Origin of the sequence: Paraglaciecola mesophila (assembly GCF_009906955.1) — a bacterium.
Lineage (GTDB): Bacteria > Pseudomonadota > Gammaproteobacteria > Enterobacterales > Alteromonadaceae > Paraglaciecola > Paraglaciecola mesophila_A.
On record NZ_CP047656.1, the window covers coordinates 48,406 to 69,635 of the forward strand.

The following is a 21,230-nucleotide window of genomic DNA, read 5'->3' on the forward strand; positions in this document are numbered from 1 at the left end:
TTACTCTTTTAAATGCCCCCGTAACATATTGGCACTGCTGGTTAAACTGGCGATAGTGCCAATGACACCGGCTAACGATGCGGCGATGATATACAAAGATTGCCCAGAGGTCATCGCTACGCCAACGATAATCAGCAGTAGCAGTAAGCCCAGAGGGAGCCGGTAATTCTTCCAAGTGCCCGCTTCGCCGTCAGAAATTAATCTGCTCATCGCTTGGGGGCTTTCTGCGTGTTGAACAAAATGAGCGAAACTGTGATTAATAATCGTAATGTGTCGTCGTTCGACCTTAATTAAACCTGCTAACGCTAAATGCTCTATCATTTCACTGTTTTTCGGGTTGATATATTGCCCCTTTGCCAAATTATACAGTGCGAGCTTTTCAGCATTTGAGCATAATTCCCATTTGTAACGATATAAAGGCCCAGCAACCAAAATGATATAGTTAATGGTCGCCCAATAACGCGTGCTAAACGTTTGACTGGATTGGCGTTTTATCTGTTGGTAAAAACGTGGAATGTGTGACGGATTCCGCCATAAACTCGTAGGCGTGTGAATAAATGGCAATTCAAGTTTACCTGCATCTTTAACCTCGGTATCCACGGCGGGAAACAAGCATGCAAGGTCAGCAAAAAGCGTTAGCTCACTGTTTAAGACTTCAGGCGAGATTTGCTGGGTAATTTTGGGCGGTAAATGCACTGTAAAGTCCAACAGGCAGTCTGCCCAAGACAAATAATCCGCATGGGCGAGGGTGGCCGTGTCGTCAAAGGATGCCAGCGGATCTTTCATTTTAACGCGCTGCAGACTGTAAAAGCCGCAGTAAAGGGTCAGCTGGTTTATTTTGCCAAGTAACGTCAGTGACTTGAGCTCCATCAACAAGGCCAACAGTTTTCTCCGCAGTTTGGGCACTTCAAGGCAGACTTCAATATCCCAAAGTTCAAGTTGATACCCATGTTCGGGGTTTGAAGTCAGCGGTGATAAAGCCACTTTAATATTTGGTAAAGCCGTGTTGTTGGCTTGAAGGGTTTGTAAGTAGGGACTGTCATTGAGCAACTGGGCGAAATACGTTTGCGTAGCGCTTGCGTCAGTTTCGCTAGGGGCTGCGGGCGTTGCTGGTACAGGTGACAAGGTAAGCAGGGTCACCAAATCGATACCATTGGGTTTAGGGGAGTCAACTTGCAACCTTAGAGCGGGTGAGGTTGCACTGCAATTGTCTTGGCGCATGGGTAAGTTCAAACAGCGAATATGACGTAAGAAAAAGGGAGAGTAATACAAGCGTTGCCACAGAGTAACCCGATTGAAGTGGAGCCACGCCAGTAACACTATAATAATTGCAAGTATGCCAGCAGCACTGGCGCTGCGAGGCATGGTCAATTCTTGGGTGGCGTGAGTTGGGTGCGCTTCAGTCGTGCGGGAAAAGGACATATACGAACTCAGCCACGGCCAGTTTTGTGTCGCACTGAGCAAATCTACTGCGCCTGGGAAATCATCAGGCATTACTGCCTTTGAGTAATCTGCGCATTTGCTTTGTAATGGCGCAATCCAATTAACCCGGTTATCGGTATGTTTAGCGCCAAACAGTAAGTGTGATGCATCCATGCGGTGCTTAGTAATTGAATTAGGAAATCGGGTTAAGCCCAAGGCAGCGACCTCAGCCTGTTCTCTATTAAGTTTATTGCATTGCTGATAATGGTAATAATGCGTCAGGTTATTCAGCGGCGTTGTCATGACATTATCCAAATACAAGGCTTGAATAGCGGCTAATGAGCCTAAGCCAAAGGCTAGGAAAAGCGCCCCTTTCTTTCCTTTTCTACGAATAGAGAAGCTTTCACCAGCTGATTCGAAAAGTAGTTTGTAACCGCGATATCCGAAATAGAATATAAGCAGTACCGTGCTGATGGCAATTAACCAAACCATATAACCAGCTTCTTCTTTAGGGTAGATAGCAAGATGAGTGAAAGTGAAAAGGCAATACATGATCCCAATTAAGGTGGAACTTAGATGAAGCATTTCTTTGGTATCAAATGTGGCGGGTAAATTCACATATTGCTTGAGTTTATCAGTGTCAAATAGACGCCCAAGTATCCAGCTTAAGCTTGCCAAAATCACGATGAAAACGGCAAAACTAATACACAAAAACATAAATTGGCTCGTCATCAGGGCATCTAAGCTATCGTCAGGATAGAACACCAGTACTGCCCATTTATCGATGAGAGTGGGCTGAACAAAAAAGCGCCCCGCTTGGCCGTGGTAAAAGCCCTTTACCGCTTGTGTTGATAAGGACAAACTGTGGTGCTGGCTTTTTTTATCTAACGCCGCGCGAATACGCTGGTCCAATATCGGACTTTGATTACCTGAATAAAAAATATTCTCTACCATTGCGCGACTAGCATCACTGTGAAAAAGCACTTGACCGTCATCTCTGTCAATAACCATAAACGTCAAATCCATGGGCGCTGGCCGAGCAAGAACAATATTCGGCAAAATCACATCCGCTGCGATGATGCTGGCATAGCGATCATCTTTTTTATTTTTCTGTGCAATGTCGTCAGCAAAATATAACGGCATTGAAATGGTTGTGCCTCGGGTTGCGTTATTGACGTTTAACAAGCGCTGAATATATGCCTGCTGATAAGCGGGGTTGGGCGATAGATCGGCGTCGCTTTGGTTTGTCTGTTTGTTTGTTTTTTTAGCCGGCAGCGCCCACCCCTGATGATCGCGTATTTTTTTAAAGTAATCACGGTTCGATAATTCAAATCCCTCAGGTAGTACATTGTTTTCCACAAAATAAAAGGACGGAGTCAAAATAGCGCCATCTTTATTGAGTAAAAATACATTGAGTAAACTAAGGGGGGGCACATGTTGATCAATCTTGCTGACATGGGTTTCTAGGCTATTTCCAGCCGATAGCGTTAATTCTATATTTCGAGTGAAAAAATCAAGTATCTTGGCAGCTTCAGGAGGGGTGCCATCTTGATTTAAAAACGGTTTTAAGTTGGTTTTGTGTAAGTCAGAGGTAACGGTAATCCCCTTGTCTTCAGTGCATACATAGCTGATTGAAAATACATCGGTGGAGGAAACCGCTGATGAAGGGATAGCTACGTGGCCTTGGTTTGCTTTGGAGCAGGCACGCTCACGGGAGCCTATTTTTTCTAAAGCTTGGTTAACGTGCGTACTGATAGCCTGTTCATCGTTTGTTGCTGATACTTGTTGCGTAACATCAAGCAGTGCTTGATAAAACCCACGAAATTGATTCAGTTCATCGAAAACGTGATAAACATCTTGCTCAATATCTTGAGATATTTTTTGCGCATACTCTATGGCCTGATGATCCTTGTTATATCGCACCACATATTTTTGAAAATAGGCTAATAGTAAAGACAACACCACGATAAAAAAGCCGTAGCTAATCAGGTGGGTCACGGTACGATTAATAACCGTAATTGAGTGCGTAATAGGCAGTAAATAGAGACGTAATAAACAGAGTACAAATAGTAGACTAACGCTGCTAACAACCAGCAAAGAAGCATTCCAGCTCGTGGTGCTTTGTTGTATCAGTTTGTTGCGCGGCATTAAACCTAGCAAATATAAGTGGTTTAGGGTGTGCGTTTTACCATTAGCAGAATAAGAAATTGGAATATCTAAGGCGAAAGGAAAGGCAAATACCCGATATTTCCCATAAGAAAGCGTAATGTCTATGTGGCTACTGTAACTGGGTAGAGGGGCGTTGCCTTGTGGTTTAACTGCATCAGCCATAGACAACAGTGAGCGGCTTTCTTGGCGTAAAAAAGCGTGGTTAATACTGGTGAGATCGACGATAGATATGGTTTTCTCTTGCCCCGCGGATGCCAAAACGGCGCCATCTTTGCTGGCAAACAAATATTGACTGAATCCCGCTTTGGGCGTGGGCAAAATGTCTTGCACCTCTAGTTTGGCAATCGATTCTTTTGCTTTATCTTGAATTAGGATTTGCTGGGCAGCTAATGTGTAGGTTAGGGGTTTGGGTACTTTGCGCAGAGGCACAGTTGACGTGCGCTGATAACTTGGAAGTAAAGAGCGAATCGATGTTTCACTCTCGTTATAATCGTGGCCTCGTTTTAACTTGTCGATGTTTTCGTTTAAGGTATTGGTCGCTTCGTACAAAATGCGGTAAAGATTATTGTTGCTCGAGCCTTCTTCGATATTGCTGTAGTACAAGTAGGCATATAGCCCTACTGCACTAAGCAGAATAATAATGATTAATAACGCCCGTCTTTTTGGCGTTTTAGAGGAGGATAGTGTATTCTGCGCCACCGATTTTGCTGACATTGATTTTCACCTTTTCCTTGGTTTGTTAAGTAACAGTCCAAGAAAAGCTAAAAATCAAGTTTTTGGTGAAAAATTGCATAATTTTGAGGTGTAAGCCACACTGGTATGGCTTGTTTGTACGCTCTCGCTATTCACAACAAACCCACACTATTCAGGACGTTAATATGACCGAAATTTCAGCTGAAGATTTTATTGCCCTCAGTAAACTGTTGCCCGAAGAGCGCTTTGATTATGCGATTGCCAGCATGATTGAACGTCAGCATTTGTGGGGACTTTACGGTGATAATGGCTGGTTAATGCTTAAAGCTGAAGACGATGCGTGCATCCCTGTTTGGCCATATGCTGAGTTTGCCCAAGCTTGGGTTAAAAACGACTTTCCCGATTGCGTGCCTAAACAAATTGATTTTGCCCAGTGGCATCAAGTATGGTTACCGGGTATGCAAAACAACGGCACCTTAGTGTTAGTCTTTCCTTTGAGTGAAGATGAAGAGGGGATTATGCTTGAGGCAGAAGAAATGCTTGCCTGCATTGATGAGGAACTACAACCACAAGGTTAGTTTTGAAAAATTCTGTCATTCAGCATGCGGGCTTAGGCGCTAGCCAAGCTCGGGTTAATGTATATATTGGCAATCGCCCGACCTATCAAAATTTCCCTGTTATTGACCATCGACAGGCACTCCATGATGGGGACATCGAAGCGATCAATAGAGAATGTGGCAATGGCTGGCGTAAAGTGTTCAACGTGTATGCCAAGTTAATCTTTGCCTGGCGCAGTGCTGATGCCAGGTTAAATGCTCAACTTGCCGGTGCTGAATGTCAAAGCTGGCAGGCCTACAGGGATCGCTTTTTACTTCAGGAGTCAAGTCAAACCGCTTTGATATTTCCCTCTCTAGAGATAAATAATCAGTCGGTTCCTGTACATATTGACCCTAGGCACAATGGGAATGAAGACGTCGCTGTTTTTCACATCATCATGGGACGCACCTATGCAAAATCAATGTTGGCCGATATGGCGAATACACAAGCGTTGAATTTGCACTGGCTAGATCAAGAATTTGCCATTGATAGCAAGGCTCGTGCAGTGGTCTGCCCATACTTTGATTATCGACAATTATCCAATATTAAAATTATCCGTTTAGTCGAGTTATTGATGAGCTTAGATAAAGCGCAGGCCTAGTGCGTGCAGCGCTAACTCAGGACGGTCATAAAGCGATAAATGTGATGATTAGACTTGATTAAGCCACATATATTAACAACAATTCGCCCCCATTATTAATTCCCATCGAGTGTGCTATGTCTGAGTCGTTTTTACGTCAACAATTTCCCATCTTTCAGCAACTGAATGACGATAAATCATGGGTGTATTTCGACAATGGTGCTACTACTCAGAAACCCCAGATCGTCATTGATACAGTCAACCGTTTTTACTCACAGCAAAATGCGAATGTACATCGTGCGAGTCACCGCGCATCGGCAGCAGCCACAGAGGCTTTCGAGCAAACGCGTAAAGACGTCGCGGCGTTTATTAATGCGCGTAGTGAAAAGGAAATTATTTGGACAAAAGGTACCACTGAAAGCGTTAACTTAATTGCGAGTGTGCTCGCCAAAGGTCACTTGTCGTCAGGGGACGAGATCGTTTTGTCCGCGTTAGAGCATCACGCGAATATTGTACCATGGCAGCAAATTGCCAATGAGCATGGGCTGCGTCTTAAAATCATTCCGGTGGACGAAAACGGCGTATTGAAAGTCGATAATATTAAAAATGTGATCACTAATAAAACGGCTCTTGTTGCGATTAGTCACGTATCTAATGCGCTGGGCAATATTAACCCAGTGGCGTTGATTATTGCTCAGGCAAAAAAGCATGGGGTGCTAACCTTCGTTGATGGTGCCCAAGCAGTTGCGCACATGTCTGTTGATGTACAGGCGCTTGACTGTGATTTTTATGCATTTAGTGGACACAAGGTATTCGGCCCAACGGGAATAGGCGTATTGTACGGTCGTCAAGTATTATTGGACGGTTTGCCTCCTTATCAAATGGGCGGGGAAATGATTGAAAAAGTCAGCTTTTCAGGTACTACATTTCAAGGATTACCGTTCAAATTTGAAGCCGGCACTCCTAATATTGCAGGTGTGTTGGGACTTGGCGCTGCGCTGGCATTCGTGCGCCAGCATAGGGCAGCGATCCATACCCAAGAACAAGCCTTGTATACGGCGCTTATAGAGGGTTTACAATCAATAGATGGCATCCGTTTTTGGGGGGAAACTAGCAATAGTATTTGTACCCAGTCGTTTACGATTGAAGGGGTAAATAATCAGGATCTTGGCGTCTTGCTTAATGAGCATAATATTGCGCTAAGGGTGGGGCATCACTGTGCGATGCCTTTAATGGAGGCACTGGGAATTGAGGGTACGGTGCGTATTTCATTAAGCTGTTACAACACCCTTGAAGACGTTAGTCGGTTTGTGGATGTGCTAAAGCGTGTATTGTGCACCCTTCGCCCTACATCATCCTCTGTGGAAGTCTTGGCTAGGCAGGACAAACTCGAACAAAAGCGGAAGCTTGATAATACGCACAATGACGCCAGCTCGGTCAATACTGACCTTTTACCGATTGCGAACAAAATCCGTGAGGCGCGCAGTTGGGATGAAATTTATCGGCAGATTATGTTGGCAGGTAAGCAACTAAATAAATTACCCCAAGAAGACCAAATAGGCCAATACGAAGTGATGGGATGTGAAAGTCAAGTTTGGCTGAAATGCGAAAAACAAGGGGAGCATCTTATTTTGTCGGCTAACTCCTCCAGTAAAATTGTGCGTGGCTTGCTGGCGATTATCTTTGAGCCTTTGGCGCACTTAACGCTTAGCGAGATAAAGTTATTTAGTTTGCCGTCGTATATTCAGTCATTGGGACTGGGTAAGCATGTGAGCCAATCTCGAGGCAACGGTTTACAAGCCGTAATTGAAGAAATTCAACGGCAGGTGCGTTAGGTTAATTGTGCCTGCTACATAAAGACAAACGGACTACTTTATCAAAGGTAATAGTGCTTTGAATATTGGCAGGCGGCAATCTTTTACCAATTCAAATAAAGCCATTTCTACCCCCGTGATATTCGCCCCAAGCGCTGTTAACTTTTCCAGCGCTAAAGATTTGTTAGCGTGCGTTCTTGAGGAGATAGCATCACTGACAAGCTCTACTTGATAGCCTAAGCTCAATAACCCCCTCACACTTTGATAGACACAGACGTGCGCTTCTATACCGCATACCAGCCAATTTTTTCTATCGCATTCATGTAAGGCTCTTATAAATGATGCTTCTTCGCAGGCGTCAAATGTATGCTTACTGATCAGTGGGTAGTGGGTAAGTTCGTCGGCGAGGGATTTCACGGTCTTACCCAACTTCAGCGGAGCTTGTTCGACGTGGATGATAGGGAGCGCCAATAATTTTGCCCCTTTAATCAATGTTAACGTATTGCTCAACAGTACTTCGCTTTGAAACACCTGTTGGGCTAAGTTGCCTTGAATATCAATGACCACTAGTCCGGTATTTTTTGACGTTAACATGCTTAGGCTCGCTGGCGGTGACCAAGTAATACGTTAACCAAAGTTGGTAGCAAGCACAATATGCTGGTTTTGCTTCAGATTGCGCTACTGCATGGTTATGATCCTCCTATCGCTTCATTTTGGTGCAATGAGGGATGATGCTTTCTACTTAACGCTATTTAACACGTTGATTTTTCGTTGTTTAATTTTGTGTAATGGCAGGTGCGGTTATTGCTATGCTGCAGCCAGTATTTCGTTTTATATATGATTTAGTTATTTGGAGTGTGAGTTGAAGTTTTTAATCTGTGTATTGTGTTGTGTCATGAGTGTGTCAGCCTTTGGGGCACAGAATAAACCCATAGAGGTTAAAGTGTTCATCGCTGGTATGTTTGAAATTGGTGCCAATCAAGGTGATAAGCCTGGCGAATTCCAACATTGGTTTGAACGTTATTTTATAGATGCCCAATCGATGGATGTTGCTGGTGCCCTAACGCCAGTATTTTGTAATAAGAATGGAGTGTGTGGTTCGGTGTTAGGCATGGGGAAAGTGGCGTCGTCATCTTCCATGCAGGCAATTATTTTGAATAGTCAATTTGATTTCAGTCAGAGTTATTTCATGATCAGTGGAGTAGGTGGCATTCCACCTTCACAAGGCACTATTGCAGATGTGAATTGGGGAAGTTGGTTAATCGATTATGACTTGGGTCACCGCTGGATGCCGGATGAAGGTGAACCAGGGGCAGCTGTATTTATGCCAAGGCAAGGCTATGAAGACATTCGCGTTTACCAAATTAATCCCGCGTTAGTCAATTTGGCGGTTTCATTAACCAAAGATGCTTCCTTGAAAGATTCTGCGTCAGCGCAAGCTTATCGTATGCGTTACCCAGAGCCACAGGCGCGGCGTAAACCTAGGGTAACTGTTGGTACGCACATTGCGGGAGACACCTTTTTTCATGGTCCTGGTTTGTCTGCGGAAGCTCAGTACATCAGCGAACTATATGGAGCTGATGATTACATGATTGCTGAAATGGAGGGGGTAGCGATTGCCCAAGTGCTATCACGAACATTAGGGACTGATCGGGTGCTGAGTTTACGCGGGGCGGTAAATTTTGATCAGGGTAACCCTCATGAAACAACCCTTGCGCATCTTGATCCTGCGCCGGGCGAAACAGCTGGTGGGTTTGCTGAAACCGTTGATAACATCGTGATCGTGGGGGGTAGAGTAGTCGATCATATTGTGACGCACTGGGCTGACTTTAGAGACGGCTACGCACTGAAGTAAATAGCGCTATTGTTGGTTGCCTAAACCTTAAATGCTCGTGGGTTAGAGAAAGTCTCGAACGACCCCTTGGTCGCACTTTTTACATTCAAGTTCAACATTTTTATGACGTTCACGGCCTTCTTGGGTTGTCACCCAGGGGCGGTTGGTCCAGGGTGGGTCGTGACGTACATGCTGGTGGTGGCCGCAAGCAAGTTTAGCTACCCAATGAGATTCTTCGTCTTTAGTGTAACCGATAATAGGCTGTTTCATATGCAAGGTATTCCTGTTTCTATTCGTCTTATTTAATGGAATTGGTATAATGCTGCTTCAGAGGTATATCAAGGTGTTTTCAATACTCTTCAATACTCTTCAATACGAGCAATTTGTTAGTCGCTTCGGCCTAACCCTACTACCCTCACGTTTACTTAACAGCCTTTTAAGGTTGTATTTATATTAAACAATCAATTTTGGTTGTTAAGTCAATTAACAACCAAAATTGATTGTTCTCTTGCGTGTTCACTCTGGTTCGTCGTAAACTCGATACCCTAATTGAACGAAATATACGCATTAAGGCTCGAATATGATCGCTGTATTGACCGGAGATTTGGTAGATTCAACGGCTATGTCCCTAGAAGATTATCAGCTTGCAGTGGATATAATGGAGAAATACTTAGCAAAATGCCAAGCGCGTTTTAATACCCAAGGTGAGATTTATCGCGGTGATAGTTTACAACTCATATTTAAACATCCACAACACGCAATGCGTGCAGCGATTGAACTGAGAAGCCTACTTTTTAGTGCTGAAAATACTCAACAACCTTTAGGGATCACCTTATCAATTGGTTTAGGGGAGCAACTTATTGACGGCGATAAGCCTAGCGTATCACAAGGCAGTGCTTTCACTTTGTCAGGCAGGGGATTAGACAATACGCCTAGGGGGCATATTAGCTTACATCACGAAAGTACCGCCTTTTACGATGCATTAGTATTAGCGACGAAATTTTTAGATAGTGTGTTGTATTCACATACACAGAAGCAAGCACAAGTGCTTTATCATTATTTAAGTATGGACTTTCCTACTCACACCCAATTAGCTAAGGCAATAAGCACCAGCCAACAAAATGTGACAAAGCATTTAGCACGTATCGGAGCCGATTTAATCAAAGCCTATGTGGTGTTTTTTGAGGAAAAATTAACTAAGGAAGGTGAATAATGACGCTATTTTTATTGATGATTGTGGCTCATGTATTAGGGGATTTTTATCTACAAAAAGGCCAATGGGTGGCGTGTAGGAATACCCATCATTATGCTTCATGGGGCTTGTGTAAACATATTCTGTCACATATTGGTTTGCTGGTTATTGCCTTATGGTTGGCAGGAGAGTTAAGCGTAAAAGGCTGGATAGCGATTGTCTTAATAGGGTTTTCTCATCTGCTTATTGATATATGGAAGTCCTATCAAGCAGATAAGTTGGTTTATTTTTTACTAGATCAATTTTTTCATGTATTGATTGTTGCACTGGCAGCATGGGGGCTGAACGGCGCTGATATCGAACTGATACAAAGTCAACTGCTTTCATTGTTGACGGTAAAATATTTGGCTGTAGGCTGTGCCTATGTGATTGCGTGTCGCCCCGCCTCTATCGCTATCTCAATAGCCCTTAATCATTACACCGCGCAGCTGAAAGATAAGCAAACAGGCCTTGCCTCTGCAGGATGTTGGATCGGTTACTTAGAGCGCTGCCTGATTATATCGTTTATATTAATAGGGCAATTTGCCGGCGTCGGCTTTTTGTTGGCCGCGAAAACGATTTTTCGATTTGGCGACTTAACAAAAGAAAGAGACATGAAGTTGACTGAATATATGATGTTGGGCACATTACTGAGTTTTTCATGTGCATTGATGTTGGGTTGGTGGGTCAATCGACTTTAAAACGGCATTTCTCTGAGTGCGATAGAACCAATGGGCGTTACAAAATAAGCGCAAAACTCAATAGCTTGCGCTCTCCTTCCTCAATCCTAGTGACGCTGTGTTCATATTTGTCAGGTCTGAATAAATACACTCGACCGAACAAATTGACTATGCATTTTTGACAATGAAAGACGCCGCCCATTTTTGGCTGACGTAATACAATATTAAATTTGAAATACTTACCTTTTGCAACAGGATCAATATGGTTCATAACCTTATGTTGCTTTGGATACGTCACTAAATAAGCTGAGAAACGTTTAGAGGTAAATAACACCTTGTTGCGAACACGAGCTAGCACAAACACCCCGCGAAAATTGCTGGAAGAATAAAACTAAAAATAAATTATAACATAGGTGAACAATCGTTTTTTAATATGATTAGTGCTTAGCTAGTTCTATGATGGCTAACTTAACTCGTGTACGCGCACACAATTTTTTCCAGCGTGCTTGGCTTCATATAACGCATCATCTGCCACTTTAATCAATCGCTCCAGTGAACGAGCTTGCGTTGTATAGGTAACGCCAAAGCTCGCAGAAACGGATAAACTTTCTTCATCGACTAGTTTTAATGGGTGTTGGGCAATTTTTGTACAGGTGCGTTGGGCGATGCTTTTGGCTTTTTCGAGACTTGTTGCGGGTAACAAGATAACGAATTCTTCACCGCCCCAGCGGGCAATAGCATCATGTTCTCGCAACTCACTTTGCAGTGATTGCGCAATTTCAATCAATACTTTGTCACCTACATTGTGCCCACGAGTATCATTAATGCGTTTGAAATTATCTACATCAACCATAATTAGGCTAGCGGCTTGATTGGCCCTAGCGACTTTGTCAAAACGCCATTGCAAATGCGCTCGATTATGCAACTGTGTTAGAGGATCAAGTTGATGTTTTTTGGCTGACTCATGTTCAAAAAAGCGAATAATAAGATGCGCTGTGACAAACACCACAAAAATAATCAATAAAACGAATGATGTATGACTGGTATAAGCATGGGTACTTGCGTCTTTACGCGATGAAAGGGGGGTAATTAGGTACAATTTCCAGTGTAATGCTTTTAAGTCGATTTGAGCAATTAAGCTGGTGAAATCTGCCGTTTTGACAATCGTGTTATTTAAACTAGGCAAGGTTTTCTGCTGTGGTGATAGAGCCTGAAACCAAGATAATTGCTCGAGTGACAAAATGCGTTTTCCGTCGGCTAAAAGTTCTGGATCTGACGCCAATACAACGTCGTCATTATGATCCACGAACACAAAATCATAACCAAATGAATCCTTATAGCTATCAAAGGCTTCTAAAAAAGTTTTCAAACGCTTACCCACGCCAATAAATCCTAAAAATGTGCCTTGTTCACTAAACACCTTCACATCAAAATAAATATGAATATCTTGCCTATTACCTAGCGCTGCTGCGACATTCATAGATTGTTGCTTAATTCTAAAATACCATTCAACTTTCCCCTCTTTTAACGCTAATGTGCTGCCGTCAGCATTATATTGCTTGCGGCTGTTTTCACTGGCCACAAAAAAGTCCATGTTGTAGTCCACGGACATACGCTTAACCAACTCCAGTATGGCGGTATCGTCAATGATTTTGGCAGCCATTAGGCGGCGTAAGGTTTGTGTATTGGCAAGAATTTGTGCGGTGTGCAGGGGCTTTACTAATTCCTCGGTGACCAAGTCAAAAGCAGGGGTCATAGATTGTTGTTGTAAGCGGCTTTGTTCTTCCACCGAGTCTGACAGGGTGAAGTATCCGCTGATCGCAACAGCAATCGCCATAATAAACAGCATGATAGGCACTTTAAAGCCAACAGGGGAAAAATGAGTTCGCTGTGAAGTGCTCAACGCCTATTCCATTGCGTTCAAAAAAGCGCTTATTCTACTGATTTAAGCGAACGAAATACATACTATATTAGTGGTAAATATCGCTCAAAAACCAACCGTTTCATTTGCCGTCATATTTACTCCGCTAAATCTGTTGAGCCATCTTCACAACGATTCTTGGCTTCGATCCACTGTGCCATATACTGGGTACTTTTATGGTGATGATGTTGAAGCATGCTGCCGGTAAAATTCTCAAGTCTATGGGCAGACAACCTGCGTTTAGTTTCTGTGAGGTGCGCCACTAGTGCAGGCCCAAGGGTTGATTTGTTGAAGCGCTGTAATACTTGTTTGGTATTTTGCAAGGCCCGATGCCACCTCTCGTCATCCTGATACAATGCGATAGCGTGCTGTGCTATCTCTTGGGCGGAATTCGCCACAGCACCTGGCCATTGGCTGTCGCCGCACATACCTTCAACACCAATCGAGGTCGTCACACTAGGTGTTTGACAAAGCATGGCTTCGGCCAATTTGCCTTTTATTCCAGCGCCAAAACGAAGAGGAGCAACGCAAACTCTTGCATCTCTCATCACTGCTTTTGCATCTTCTGCCCAACCCTTAATATGAAAGCCTTGCTTTGGGTTATGCAACTGGGTTGCTTTTGGCGGTGGATACGCACCATAAACATGCAACTGCGCTGTGGGGAGGGCTTGACGGATCAAGGGCCAAATCTCTGATTTTAACCACAGCACGGCGTTCCAATTGGGCTCGTGGCGAAAATTCCCGATGCTAATAAAATGCTGTCGCTGGGAAAATGTTTTGCCTAGTGTTTGCTCGCCGGCACCTTCTAAATCAAGCATAAAAGGGCAGTGATGAAGCAAGTACTCTGGTACTTTAAAGGTATTTTGCAGCAAAGTGTATTCGTAATCAGAAATGATTAAACTGATGTCACAGCGATAGATTGAGGCAATTTCACGCAAAGCCAAATCGCTTTTGAGGTCGCACTCATTAACAGGTCTATCTTGCTTAAATGCAAGGTGGCGAGCATTGCGTAAACTGTGGAGATCCTCAGTATCAAGCACGCGAAGCGCATCTGGACAGTGTTTGGCCACGCGCCAGCCGAACTGTTCTTCTAACATAAAACGATCGAACAACACGAGATCCGGTGCTTGGCGCACAATAAAATCATCAAAGCTACTGCAATTAAGGGCAATACTGTGCTCACTAATGCCCATTTCAGTGAGGTCGATTTTATGCTCGCCTTGTACAGCGGGGCTGGCAAAACTGACCGTCCAGCCTTGCTCAATAAACAGGGTTAGTAGGCTCATCATATGTTGGCCAGCTGCAGAGGAGTTAGGCTCTGGCCAAACATAGCCGATAACTAAAACGTGTTGAATTGACATAATATTACTCGGGTTGCTTCGCAAGCTGCACGCAGTTACGGCCCGCTTTTTTCGCTGTATATAAGGCGATATCGGCCTGCTTCATGATATCACTGAACTGATTGAACTCGCTGCTACGCTTTGCGATCCCAAAGCTGGCGGTAATTTTAACTGTTTTACCTTGATTTGGTTTGCCAGTACCACGCTTAGGGGCCTTCTTAGGACGGGGTTTTTCACGTAAGGCGATGGGATAATCTGCGATAAGTTGCCGAATTTGCTCTACAAAAGGCAAGGCTTGCTGCGGGGTTTTTCGAGGGAATATCATAATAAATTCCTCACCACCAAAGCGAAACGCTTTGCCACCTCCGCCGATTTTATTTAACCGACTGGCTACCAATTTTAGCACTTCGTCACCAACGTCATGACCGTAGGTATCGTTAAACTTCTTAAAATGATCTATATCTGCCATAACCACCACATATTTACGTCCAAGGGTGTTTACGTATTGCATTAACGCTCTACGTGAGGGGACACCTGTCAGTTCATCCTTAAACGCCATGTTAAAGCTGTCTTTTAACATGGCGTAGACAAAGCTTGTGGCTAAAACGAGGGTTAAAACGCTATGCAATTCAAAGCCCGAATAAGCTGGCATAATGGCAACGAGTAGGGCGCCTAAAAGCAATGCTGCATGATTATTATCCGTCACAAAGATAAAGCGCAACAAACAGGTAACCAATGCCAACCCAACCAACAGCCACTCTAATGGGGTGTATATGGCATTCAATCCAGGGGCAATCTGGTTAGCAAAGGTATACATTGGACTCAGATGGTTTTGGACTAGCGCTGGCAAGTACGTTAATGCAGCCCAACTTAGCACAGTGACAACGAACAGTTTTACCAAGGTTACCGCCACATTGTGCCCTGAAAAACCGCTGTCTTTAACACAACTTAAATAACTGAGTATCATGAGCACGATTAGCGGTAAACGGCGGCTAAATTCAGACGAGAGGTCTATTTTTTCATGGCCTATAAGCAGTAATATAGCCAGCATGACGCAGCACCAAAAAAGTCGGCTTCGGCCAAATTGTAGCGCTATTACTGCACTTACACCTAATGCAACGTAGCCAATCCACGGCAATGGTAGAAACCAGTCACGTAACAGCGGCCGCTGGGCCTCTACGAAATAAACAACTAAGATAAACAGCGCCGCATAAACGAAGAGGTGGCGAAAAATAGCGTACAAATAAGTCAAATTGTCCAGCTCGAGCTTGGCATAAAACCCTATTGTATGAAATTTTTGTATGCTTCATAAGTGTATGTGTTAATTTGGTGCAAATTAAATGAATGTTATCAATCTGTTAAAGGAGCCGTATGTCGTCTCATGTAGTATTTGGAGCCGGTTTAATAGGCAGTTTTTTAGGTGCCTGTATGCACCATTTAGGGATAAATGTGGCGCTTGTTTGTCGAGCTTCCGTCAGAAATAAGTTAGCGCAAGGGGTGACATTAACTGACTACCAAGAGCATCACGCCCGTGCTGAGCAGCTTAACTTTCTTGATAGTGACATATTGGCTAAACTTTCAGCAGAGCATATTAACTGCGATTTTTTATGGTTAACCGTGAAATGCCACAGTGTTGACCAAGCCGTGCAGGATATTAAGCCTTTGGTCAATAAGGATACGGTAATATTATGTTGTCAAAATGGTTTGGGCTCAGATAAACAAGTCAAAGATGCCTTTCCTGACAATATCGTGTTGCGTGTTATGGTGCCATTTAATGTCGTCGAGTTAGAACAAGGCCATTTGCATCGAGGTTCAGAAGGGCATCTCACCATTGAGCAATCAAGCCAAGCCAACGTAAGCACTGATTTAATGAGTTTATTGAATAGCCCCTTGTTGCCCGTTGCGCTAACGCAAGATATGCAAGCATTATTGTGGGCTAAATTACAGTTGAATTTAGGCAATAGCATTAATGCGCTTGCCGATATTCCGGTTAAAAGCATGTTAGAACAGCGAGGTTATCGGTTAGTTATCGCTACGTTAATGCAAGAGTTATTGGCCGTCTCGAGCGAGCTAGGGCTGACCTTGCCAAAGGTCACGTCAGTGCCCGCAAGTGTGATCCCTTATGTACTCAAACTGCCGAATTTCTTGTTTACCCGCGTTGCGAATAAAATGCTGGCGGTGGATCCAAATGTACGCACGTCAATGTGGTGGGATATGTCACAAGGCAAGCCAACTGAGATCAGGTATCTCAACGGTGCCGTGGTTGATACGGGAGCGCGAATAGGCGTATCAACCCCGGCGAATAAACGCATTGTGGCACTGATAATGGCATTATCTCACGACAATGAGACAAAAGCGGGCAGCAACATTAATACTCCCCGAGCGACGGGCGTCGATCTTGCCCGCCCGGTGAGCGCTAAACAGCTACAAAAATTGATTCGATGATGAAGGCGTTATAAGCACGTTGTACTGTGATAAAAACGACGTCAACGGTTACGCGTTAACGTCGTTTAACAGTTTGGGTTTTAGATTATCTACCCACATTGCTGTTGCGCCGCATATGGCAACCGGCATGACAAGAAAATTGACTATGGGGATCATAGAGAAAATGCTAGCCCCAATACCAAAGCTAAAGCAATTTCCTCGACTCTGGTTTAGCGTTCTTCGCATGTCTTTGAACGGCACTTTGTGATTGTCAAAGGGGTAATCGCAATACTGGATGGCCATCATCCATGCCGAAAACAAAAACCACAGTATTTGACCAAATACAGGCAATATAAAAAATAACAACAAGAAACCCAATGCGCGTGGTATGTAGTAGGCAAGCTTTGCAAATTCACGGCCTAACGTTCGGGGAATATCTTTAACTACGTCTAATACCCCTGTATCGCCTAAATCCTGCCCTGTGAGGTGTTTCTCAACTTTTTCCGCCAACAAGCCATTAAAAGGGGCAGCAATCCAATTGGCTAATGTACCGAAAATAAGCGCAAAAATAAGTAAGATACTGATCACTGCAAGGGGCCAAATAATGTAACTCAATGCTGATTTAAGCCACCCTAGCCAGTCTGGTATTAAATCAACCAACCACACAATCGCCCCGTCTATTTGCCCAAAAAGTGCATAGAATGCAACACCGAACAGGAGCAAATTAACCATCAAGGGAATAAAAACAAAGCGCTTTAAGCCTTTGGTTTGAATAAGGGAAAAGCCCTGTAAGAAGTAATTCAATGTGTAGCCTCTTTTGTATACTATTTGTACATTTAATGATTGTTTGCCGAAAATTGTCTAATACGTTGAATTAATTGGCAAATATCGATGCTATCTTGGGGTATTATACTGATGAACTAGGTCACGGCAAAACGTCAATTGTTACACGGAGTGAGTTTTGCTACATTTCTAGTGTTTCCCAAAATAACGATAAAACCGGAATCACCTTTTTATTCATGCGCTTAAAGAAAATAAAGCTCGCAGGGTTCAAGTCTTTTGTTGACCCAACTAGCATTCCCTTTGTTGACGATATGACCGCAATAGTCGGCCCTAACGGCTGTGGTAAATCTAACGTCATTGATGCTGTGCGCTGGGTATTAGGAGAAAGCTCTGCGAAAAACCTACGCGGTGATGCCATGATAGACGTGATATTCAATGGTTCAAGTGCTCGTAAGCCAGTTTCTCAGTGCACGGTTGAATTGGTTTTTGATAATACATCGGGGCGTATTCAAGGTGAGTTTGCAAGCTACAATGAAATCTCTGTTAAGCGCTTGGTCACAAAAGATGGTCAATCCAGCTATTTTCTGAATAACAGTAAATGCCGGCGCCGAGATGTGACCGATCTGTTTTTAGGTACAGGCTTGGGCCCTCGCAGTTATGCCATTATCGAGCAGGGGACGATTTCTCGGCTAATTGAATCAAAACCTCAAGAATTACGAGTGTTTATCGAAGAAGCGGCAGGTATTTCAAAATATAAAGAACGACGCCGTGAAACCGAAAACCGTATTCGCCATACTAAGGAAAATTTAGAGCGCCTAGACGATGTGCGTGGCGAGTTGGCTGCCCAATTACAAAAGTTAGAAAAGCAAGCTGCTGCAGCAAAGCGTTATAAAGAATTGAAACAACAAGAACGGCAGTTACGCAATGAACTGGCCGCGATCCGTTGGTCGAACTTTAACGCGAAAATCGTTCACTTAGAGCAACAAACCCAGCAACAAGAAGCTGATTTAGAGGCTTTTATCGCTCGCCAACGGGGTGATGAGAAAGAAATCACCCTCTATCGCACGCGTCAGCAAGATCTTAAGCAACAACTGCAAGATAGCCAACAAGCCTATTTTCGTCTCGGTACTGACATTACTCGCCTAGAGCAAAATCAATTGCATAGCAAACAGCGTATCAGCCAAATCAACCAAGAGTTAGGCACGCTTAACGAAGCGATACAAGACAGTGAAGCTGAACAAAAAACGAATGTGTTACGAATAGCTGATTTAACCGTCACAATTGATAAGTACGAGCCTGAACATGCATTAGCTGAACACGCCTTAGAAGATGCCATTTGGCAATTGCAGAACTTGGAAGAACGCACGCTAACGGAGCAAAATCAGTGGCGCGAACAAGAACACACTTATCAAAAGTACAAACAGCAAGCGCAAAGCTATCACGGTAAAATTCAATCTATCTTGGCGATGCAAATGCGTAGTGAAGAACGTATTAGTGAAATCAAGAGTGAGATAAATAGCTTCGATAGCGAAGAGTGTAATGTGCAAATTGAACAAGCTCATGCACAGCAACAGTTAGCTCAAGAGCAGCATGATGAAGCACAACTGCAGTATCAAGCACAATCGGAGGCTTTGCATCAAGCTCAGCTAGATTGGCGAGCATTTAGTGATGCACAAACCAAAACTCAAGGGGAACTACACGCAATAGAGGCGCAAATTAACGCGCTACAAAGTGTGCAAGATTTATCAAAAGGTTATGAAGAATATCAACAAAAGCTGCTTGAAAAAGGCATAGACAGCCAACCTTGGCAAGCGACACTGCGTGTGACCCCTGGATGGGAGAGCGCTGTTGAAGCGGTCAGCGCTCAGCTAAAAAATGCCCTGCTAGTGCAGAGTTCGTGCGATATCACTTTATTTGAAGAAGCAAAATGGCAGGGCATAGTGTTGGTGATTGACAGCCAATCCAGTCAACTAGAAAATTCCTCGAGTGAAGTTGGCACGTTAGGTTCGGTCATGACAAAGGGGGTTGTTCCACAGTGGATGGCGGACATTCGCATTGCGAAAACACGAGAAGAAGCGTTAGCGCTTAGGCACTCTTTGGGCAAGGGACAAAGCGTTGTGAGTGCCGATGGATTGTGGCTTGGCGATAACTGGGTAGTTGACGGCTGTAGCGAAGAGGCAGGGGGCAACATTCAGCGTGCAAACATGATTGCTACGCTTGAAAGTAAATTACCTGCAATACAGCAACAATGTGATTCAGCGCGGCACAGTAATGAGCAAGCACAACAAAAGGTTGAACGCCTAAATCACAGTAAAGAGCAAGCTCAGGGCACCTTGTCACGTTGTAACGAGGCATTAAGTCAGAAGAAAAATCACGCTCAATGGCTAACCCAGCAACAACAAACGAATGCACAGCGTAGTCAAAAGCTGCATGTGGAACTCAAAAGACAACAAGAAATATTGCTCAAAGAGCAAGCTGATTTAGCTGAAACGACCGCGCAAACCGAGGAATTGGCAGAAACCTTATTGGGCTTAGAAGATCAGCAAAGCGACATTGAAAAGCAGCGAGAAGCACTTAACAATCAACTGCGAGATCAGCGACACCAGGTGGATACCTTAAAAGCACAACTGCATCAAGGGGCATTGACACTCAAAGGTCATCAGGGAGAGTGGCAAAGCCTTAAGAGTATTCATGCGAAGGAAACCGCACAGTTACAAAATATGCTCTATAAAAAAGAGCAATTGAACAGCGAGTTAACGTTGTTGTCTACGCCTTTAGATGAACAAGGCAGTGCGTTGCAAACGATGTTACTTAAACATAATAAGTTGGATGAAGAGCAGAAAAAGTTGCACAGTGAGTTAGGGGAAATTGAGCATCAGCTTGACCTGATTGAAAAAGGTCAACAAGGCATTAATGCGCAAATTCATCAGATGCAGCAAAATATACAAGCCAGTCAGGTTGAGTGCGAAGGTTATCGTGTGCGCGCTAAAAGTGTGATTGAACAACTGAATGAAGCCAAAGTACAGTTGCAACCTATACTCGAAAGGCTGAGTGAAACCACGGATGAAAAACGCTGGCAAGAACAATTAGACCGTACCGTTTCTGCCGTTGCTCGCCTAGGAGCGGTCAACTTAGCGGCCGTAGAGGAGTACGATGTTCAAGCCCAACGTAAACAACATTTAGACGAACAAAATCAAGATCTTGAATCAGCACTTGAGACGTTAGAGCAAGCCATTCGGAAAATTGACAAAGAAACCAGAACTCGCTTTAAAAATACCTTTGATCGCGTTAATAATGGTCTGCAAACTTTGTTTCCTAAGGTGTTTGGGGGAGGCTCTGCTTACTTAGCCTTAACGGATGATGACTTGCTGGAAACAGGGGTGAGCATAATGGCGCGGCCACCGGGCAAGAAAAATAGTACAATTCACTTGCTTTCTGGTGGAGAAAAAGCGCTGACCGCTTTATCATTGGTTTTCGCAATTTTTCAACTCAATCCAGCACCATTTTGTTTGCTGGATGAGGTAGATGCGCCACTGGATGATGCCAATGTGGGGCGTTTTTGTAAGCTGGTTAGTGAGATGTCTGCCAGTGTGCAATTTATTTATATCACCCATAACAAAATTGCGATGGAAATGGCGAGTCACTTAACTGGGGTAACAATGGCGGAGCCGGGTGTGTCACGCATGGTTGCCGTTGATGTGGAACAAGCTTTAGCTATCGCGCAAGCATAATAAAAGGGTAT

Annotated in this window: 16 protein-coding genes; 8 read left to right on the forward strand and 8 right to left on the reverse strand. The window is 43.9% G+C overall.

What is annotated here, in order from left to right; genetic code table 11:
- Entirely contained in the window at positions 1-4,305 is a 4,305-nt protein-coding gene (locus FX988_RS00210) for a hypothetical protein (RefSeq protein ID WP_160177791.1), read from the reverse strand.
- Positions 4,306-4,469: 164 nt separating this feature from the next.
- Here FX988_RS00210 and FX988_RS00215 point away from each other — a divergent pair, with 164 nt between their 5' ends.
- The 3 genes from FX988_RS00215 (at position 4,470) to FX988_RS00225 (ending at position 7,296) form a co-directional block, all read left to right on the forward strand.
- Positions 4,470-4,862 carry a DUF2750 domain-containing protein gene (locus FX988_RS00215; RefSeq protein ID WP_160177792.1) on the forward strand — a complete coding sequence of 131 codons (393 nt, stop codon included), beginning with the start codon at positions 4,470-4,472 and terminating at the stop codon, positions 4,860-4,862.
- Positions 4,863-4,864: 2 nt separating this feature from the next.
- A complete protein-coding gene (locus FX988_RS00220; RefSeq protein ID WP_160177793.1) occupies positions 4,865-5,482 on the forward strand; it encodes a DUF6942 family protein in 618 nt (205 codons plus the stop codon).
- A 116-nt stretch (positions 5,483-5,598) separates the two neighbouring features.
- Positions 5,599-7,296 carry a SufS family cysteine desulfurase gene (locus FX988_RS00225; protein ID WP_160177794.1) on the forward strand — a complete coding sequence of 566 codons (1,698 nt, stop codon included), beginning with the start codon at positions 5,599-5,601 and terminating at the stop codon, positions 7,294-7,296.
- 33 nt (positions 7,297-7,329) lie between these two features.
- Here the strand turns inward: FX988_RS00225 and FX988_RS00230 are convergent, their stop codons facing one another.
- Positions 7,330-7,869: an isochorismatase family protein gene (locus FX988_RS00230; RefSeq protein WP_160177795.1), complete on the reverse strand. Its 540-nt coding sequence runs from the start codon at positions 7,867-7,869 to the stop codon at positions 7,330-7,332.
- 301 nt (positions 7,870-8,170) lie between these two features.
- On the opposite strand from FX988_RS00230, the gene FX988_RS00235 reads away from it, so the two are divergent.
- The gene (locus FX988_RS00235; protein WP_160182042.1) at positions 8,171-9,130 is read left to right on the forward strand and encodes a purine-nucleoside phosphorylase; all 960 of its coding nucleotides are present in this window, start codon (positions 8,171-8,173) and stop codon (positions 9,128-9,130) included.
- 42 nt (positions 9,131-9,172) lie between these two features.
- Here the strand turns inward: FX988_RS00235 and FX988_RS00240 are convergent, their stop codons facing one another.
- A complete protein-coding gene (locus tag FX988_RS00240; protein ID WP_160177796.1) occupies positions 9,173-9,379 on the reverse strand; it encodes a DUF3565 domain-containing protein in 207 nt (68 codons plus the stop codon).
- Between the two features lie 310 nt (positions 9,380-9,689).
- Here FX988_RS00240 and FX988_RS00245 point away from each other — a divergent pair, with 310 nt between their 5' ends.
- Positions 9,690-10,322 (forward strand): MarR family transcriptional regulator, encoded by a 633-nt coding sequence (locus tag FX988_RS00245; protein WP_160177797.1) that lies wholly within the window; start codon positions 9,690-9,692, stop codon positions 10,320-10,322.
- Positions 10,322-11,041: a DUF3307 domain-containing protein gene (locus tag FX988_RS00250; protein ID WP_160177798.1), complete on the forward strand. Its 720-nt coding sequence runs from the start codon at positions 10,322-10,324 to the stop codon at positions 11,039-11,041. Before FX988_RS00245 ends, FX988_RS00250 begins: the two co-directional genes overlap by 1 nt.
- Positions 11,042-11,078: 37 nt before the next feature.
- On the opposite strand, the gene FX988_RS00255 is transcribed toward FX988_RS00250, so the two are convergent.
- The 4 genes from FX988_RS00255 to FX988_RS00270 form a co-directional block, all read right to left on the reverse strand.
- On the reverse strand, positions 11,079-11,378 hold the full coding sequence (locus FX988_RS00255; protein WP_160177799.1) for a 2OG-Fe(II) oxygenase: 300 nt from the start codon (positions 11,376-11,378) through the stop codon (positions 11,079-11,081).
- A 105-nt stretch (positions 11,379-11,483) separates the two neighbouring features.
- Positions 11,484-12,869 (reverse strand): diguanylate cyclase, encoded by a 1,386-nt coding sequence (locus FX988_RS00260; protein WP_160182043.1) that lies wholly within the window; start codon positions 12,867-12,869, stop codon positions 11,484-11,486.
- A 170-nt stretch (positions 12,870-13,039) separates the two neighbouring features.
- Entirely contained in the window at positions 13,040-14,302 is a 1,263-nt protein-coding gene (locus FX988_RS00265; RefSeq protein ID WP_160177800.1) for a glycosyltransferase, read from the reverse strand.
- Positions 14,303-14,306: 4 nt separating this feature from the next.
- Positions 14,307-15,332: a GGDEF domain-containing protein gene (locus FX988_RS00270; RefSeq protein ID WP_160177801.1), complete on the reverse strand. Its 1,026-nt coding sequence runs from the start codon at positions 15,330-15,332 to the stop codon at positions 14,307-14,309.
- A gap of 320 nt (positions 15,333-15,652) precedes the next feature.
- Here FX988_RS00270 and FX988_RS00275 point away from each other — a divergent pair, with 320 nt between their 5' ends.
- Positions 15,653-16,726 carry a 2-dehydropantoate 2-reductase gene (locus tag FX988_RS00275; protein WP_160177802.1) on the forward strand — a complete coding sequence of 358 codons (1,074 nt, stop codon included), beginning with the start codon at positions 15,653-15,655 and terminating at the stop codon, positions 16,724-16,726.
- Positions 16,727-16,774: 48 nt separating this feature from the next.
- On the opposite strand, the gene cysZ is transcribed toward FX988_RS00275, so the two are convergent.
- The gene (gene cysZ, locus FX988_RS00280) at positions 16,775-17,509 is read right to left on the reverse strand and encodes a sulfate transporter CysZ (protein WP_160177803.1); all 735 of its coding nucleotides are present in this window, start codon (positions 17,507-17,509) and stop codon (positions 16,775-16,777) included.
- A 215-nt stretch (positions 17,510-17,724) separates the two neighbouring features.
- Between cysZ and smc the strand changes: the two genes are divergently transcribed.
- Positions 17,725-21,219, forward strand: coding sequence for a chromosome segregation protein SMC (gene smc / locus FX988_RS00285; RefSeq protein WP_160182044.1), 3,495 nt, complete (start codon positions 17,725-17,727; stop codon positions 21,217-21,219).
- Positions 21,220-21,230 lie beyond the last annotated feature (11 nt).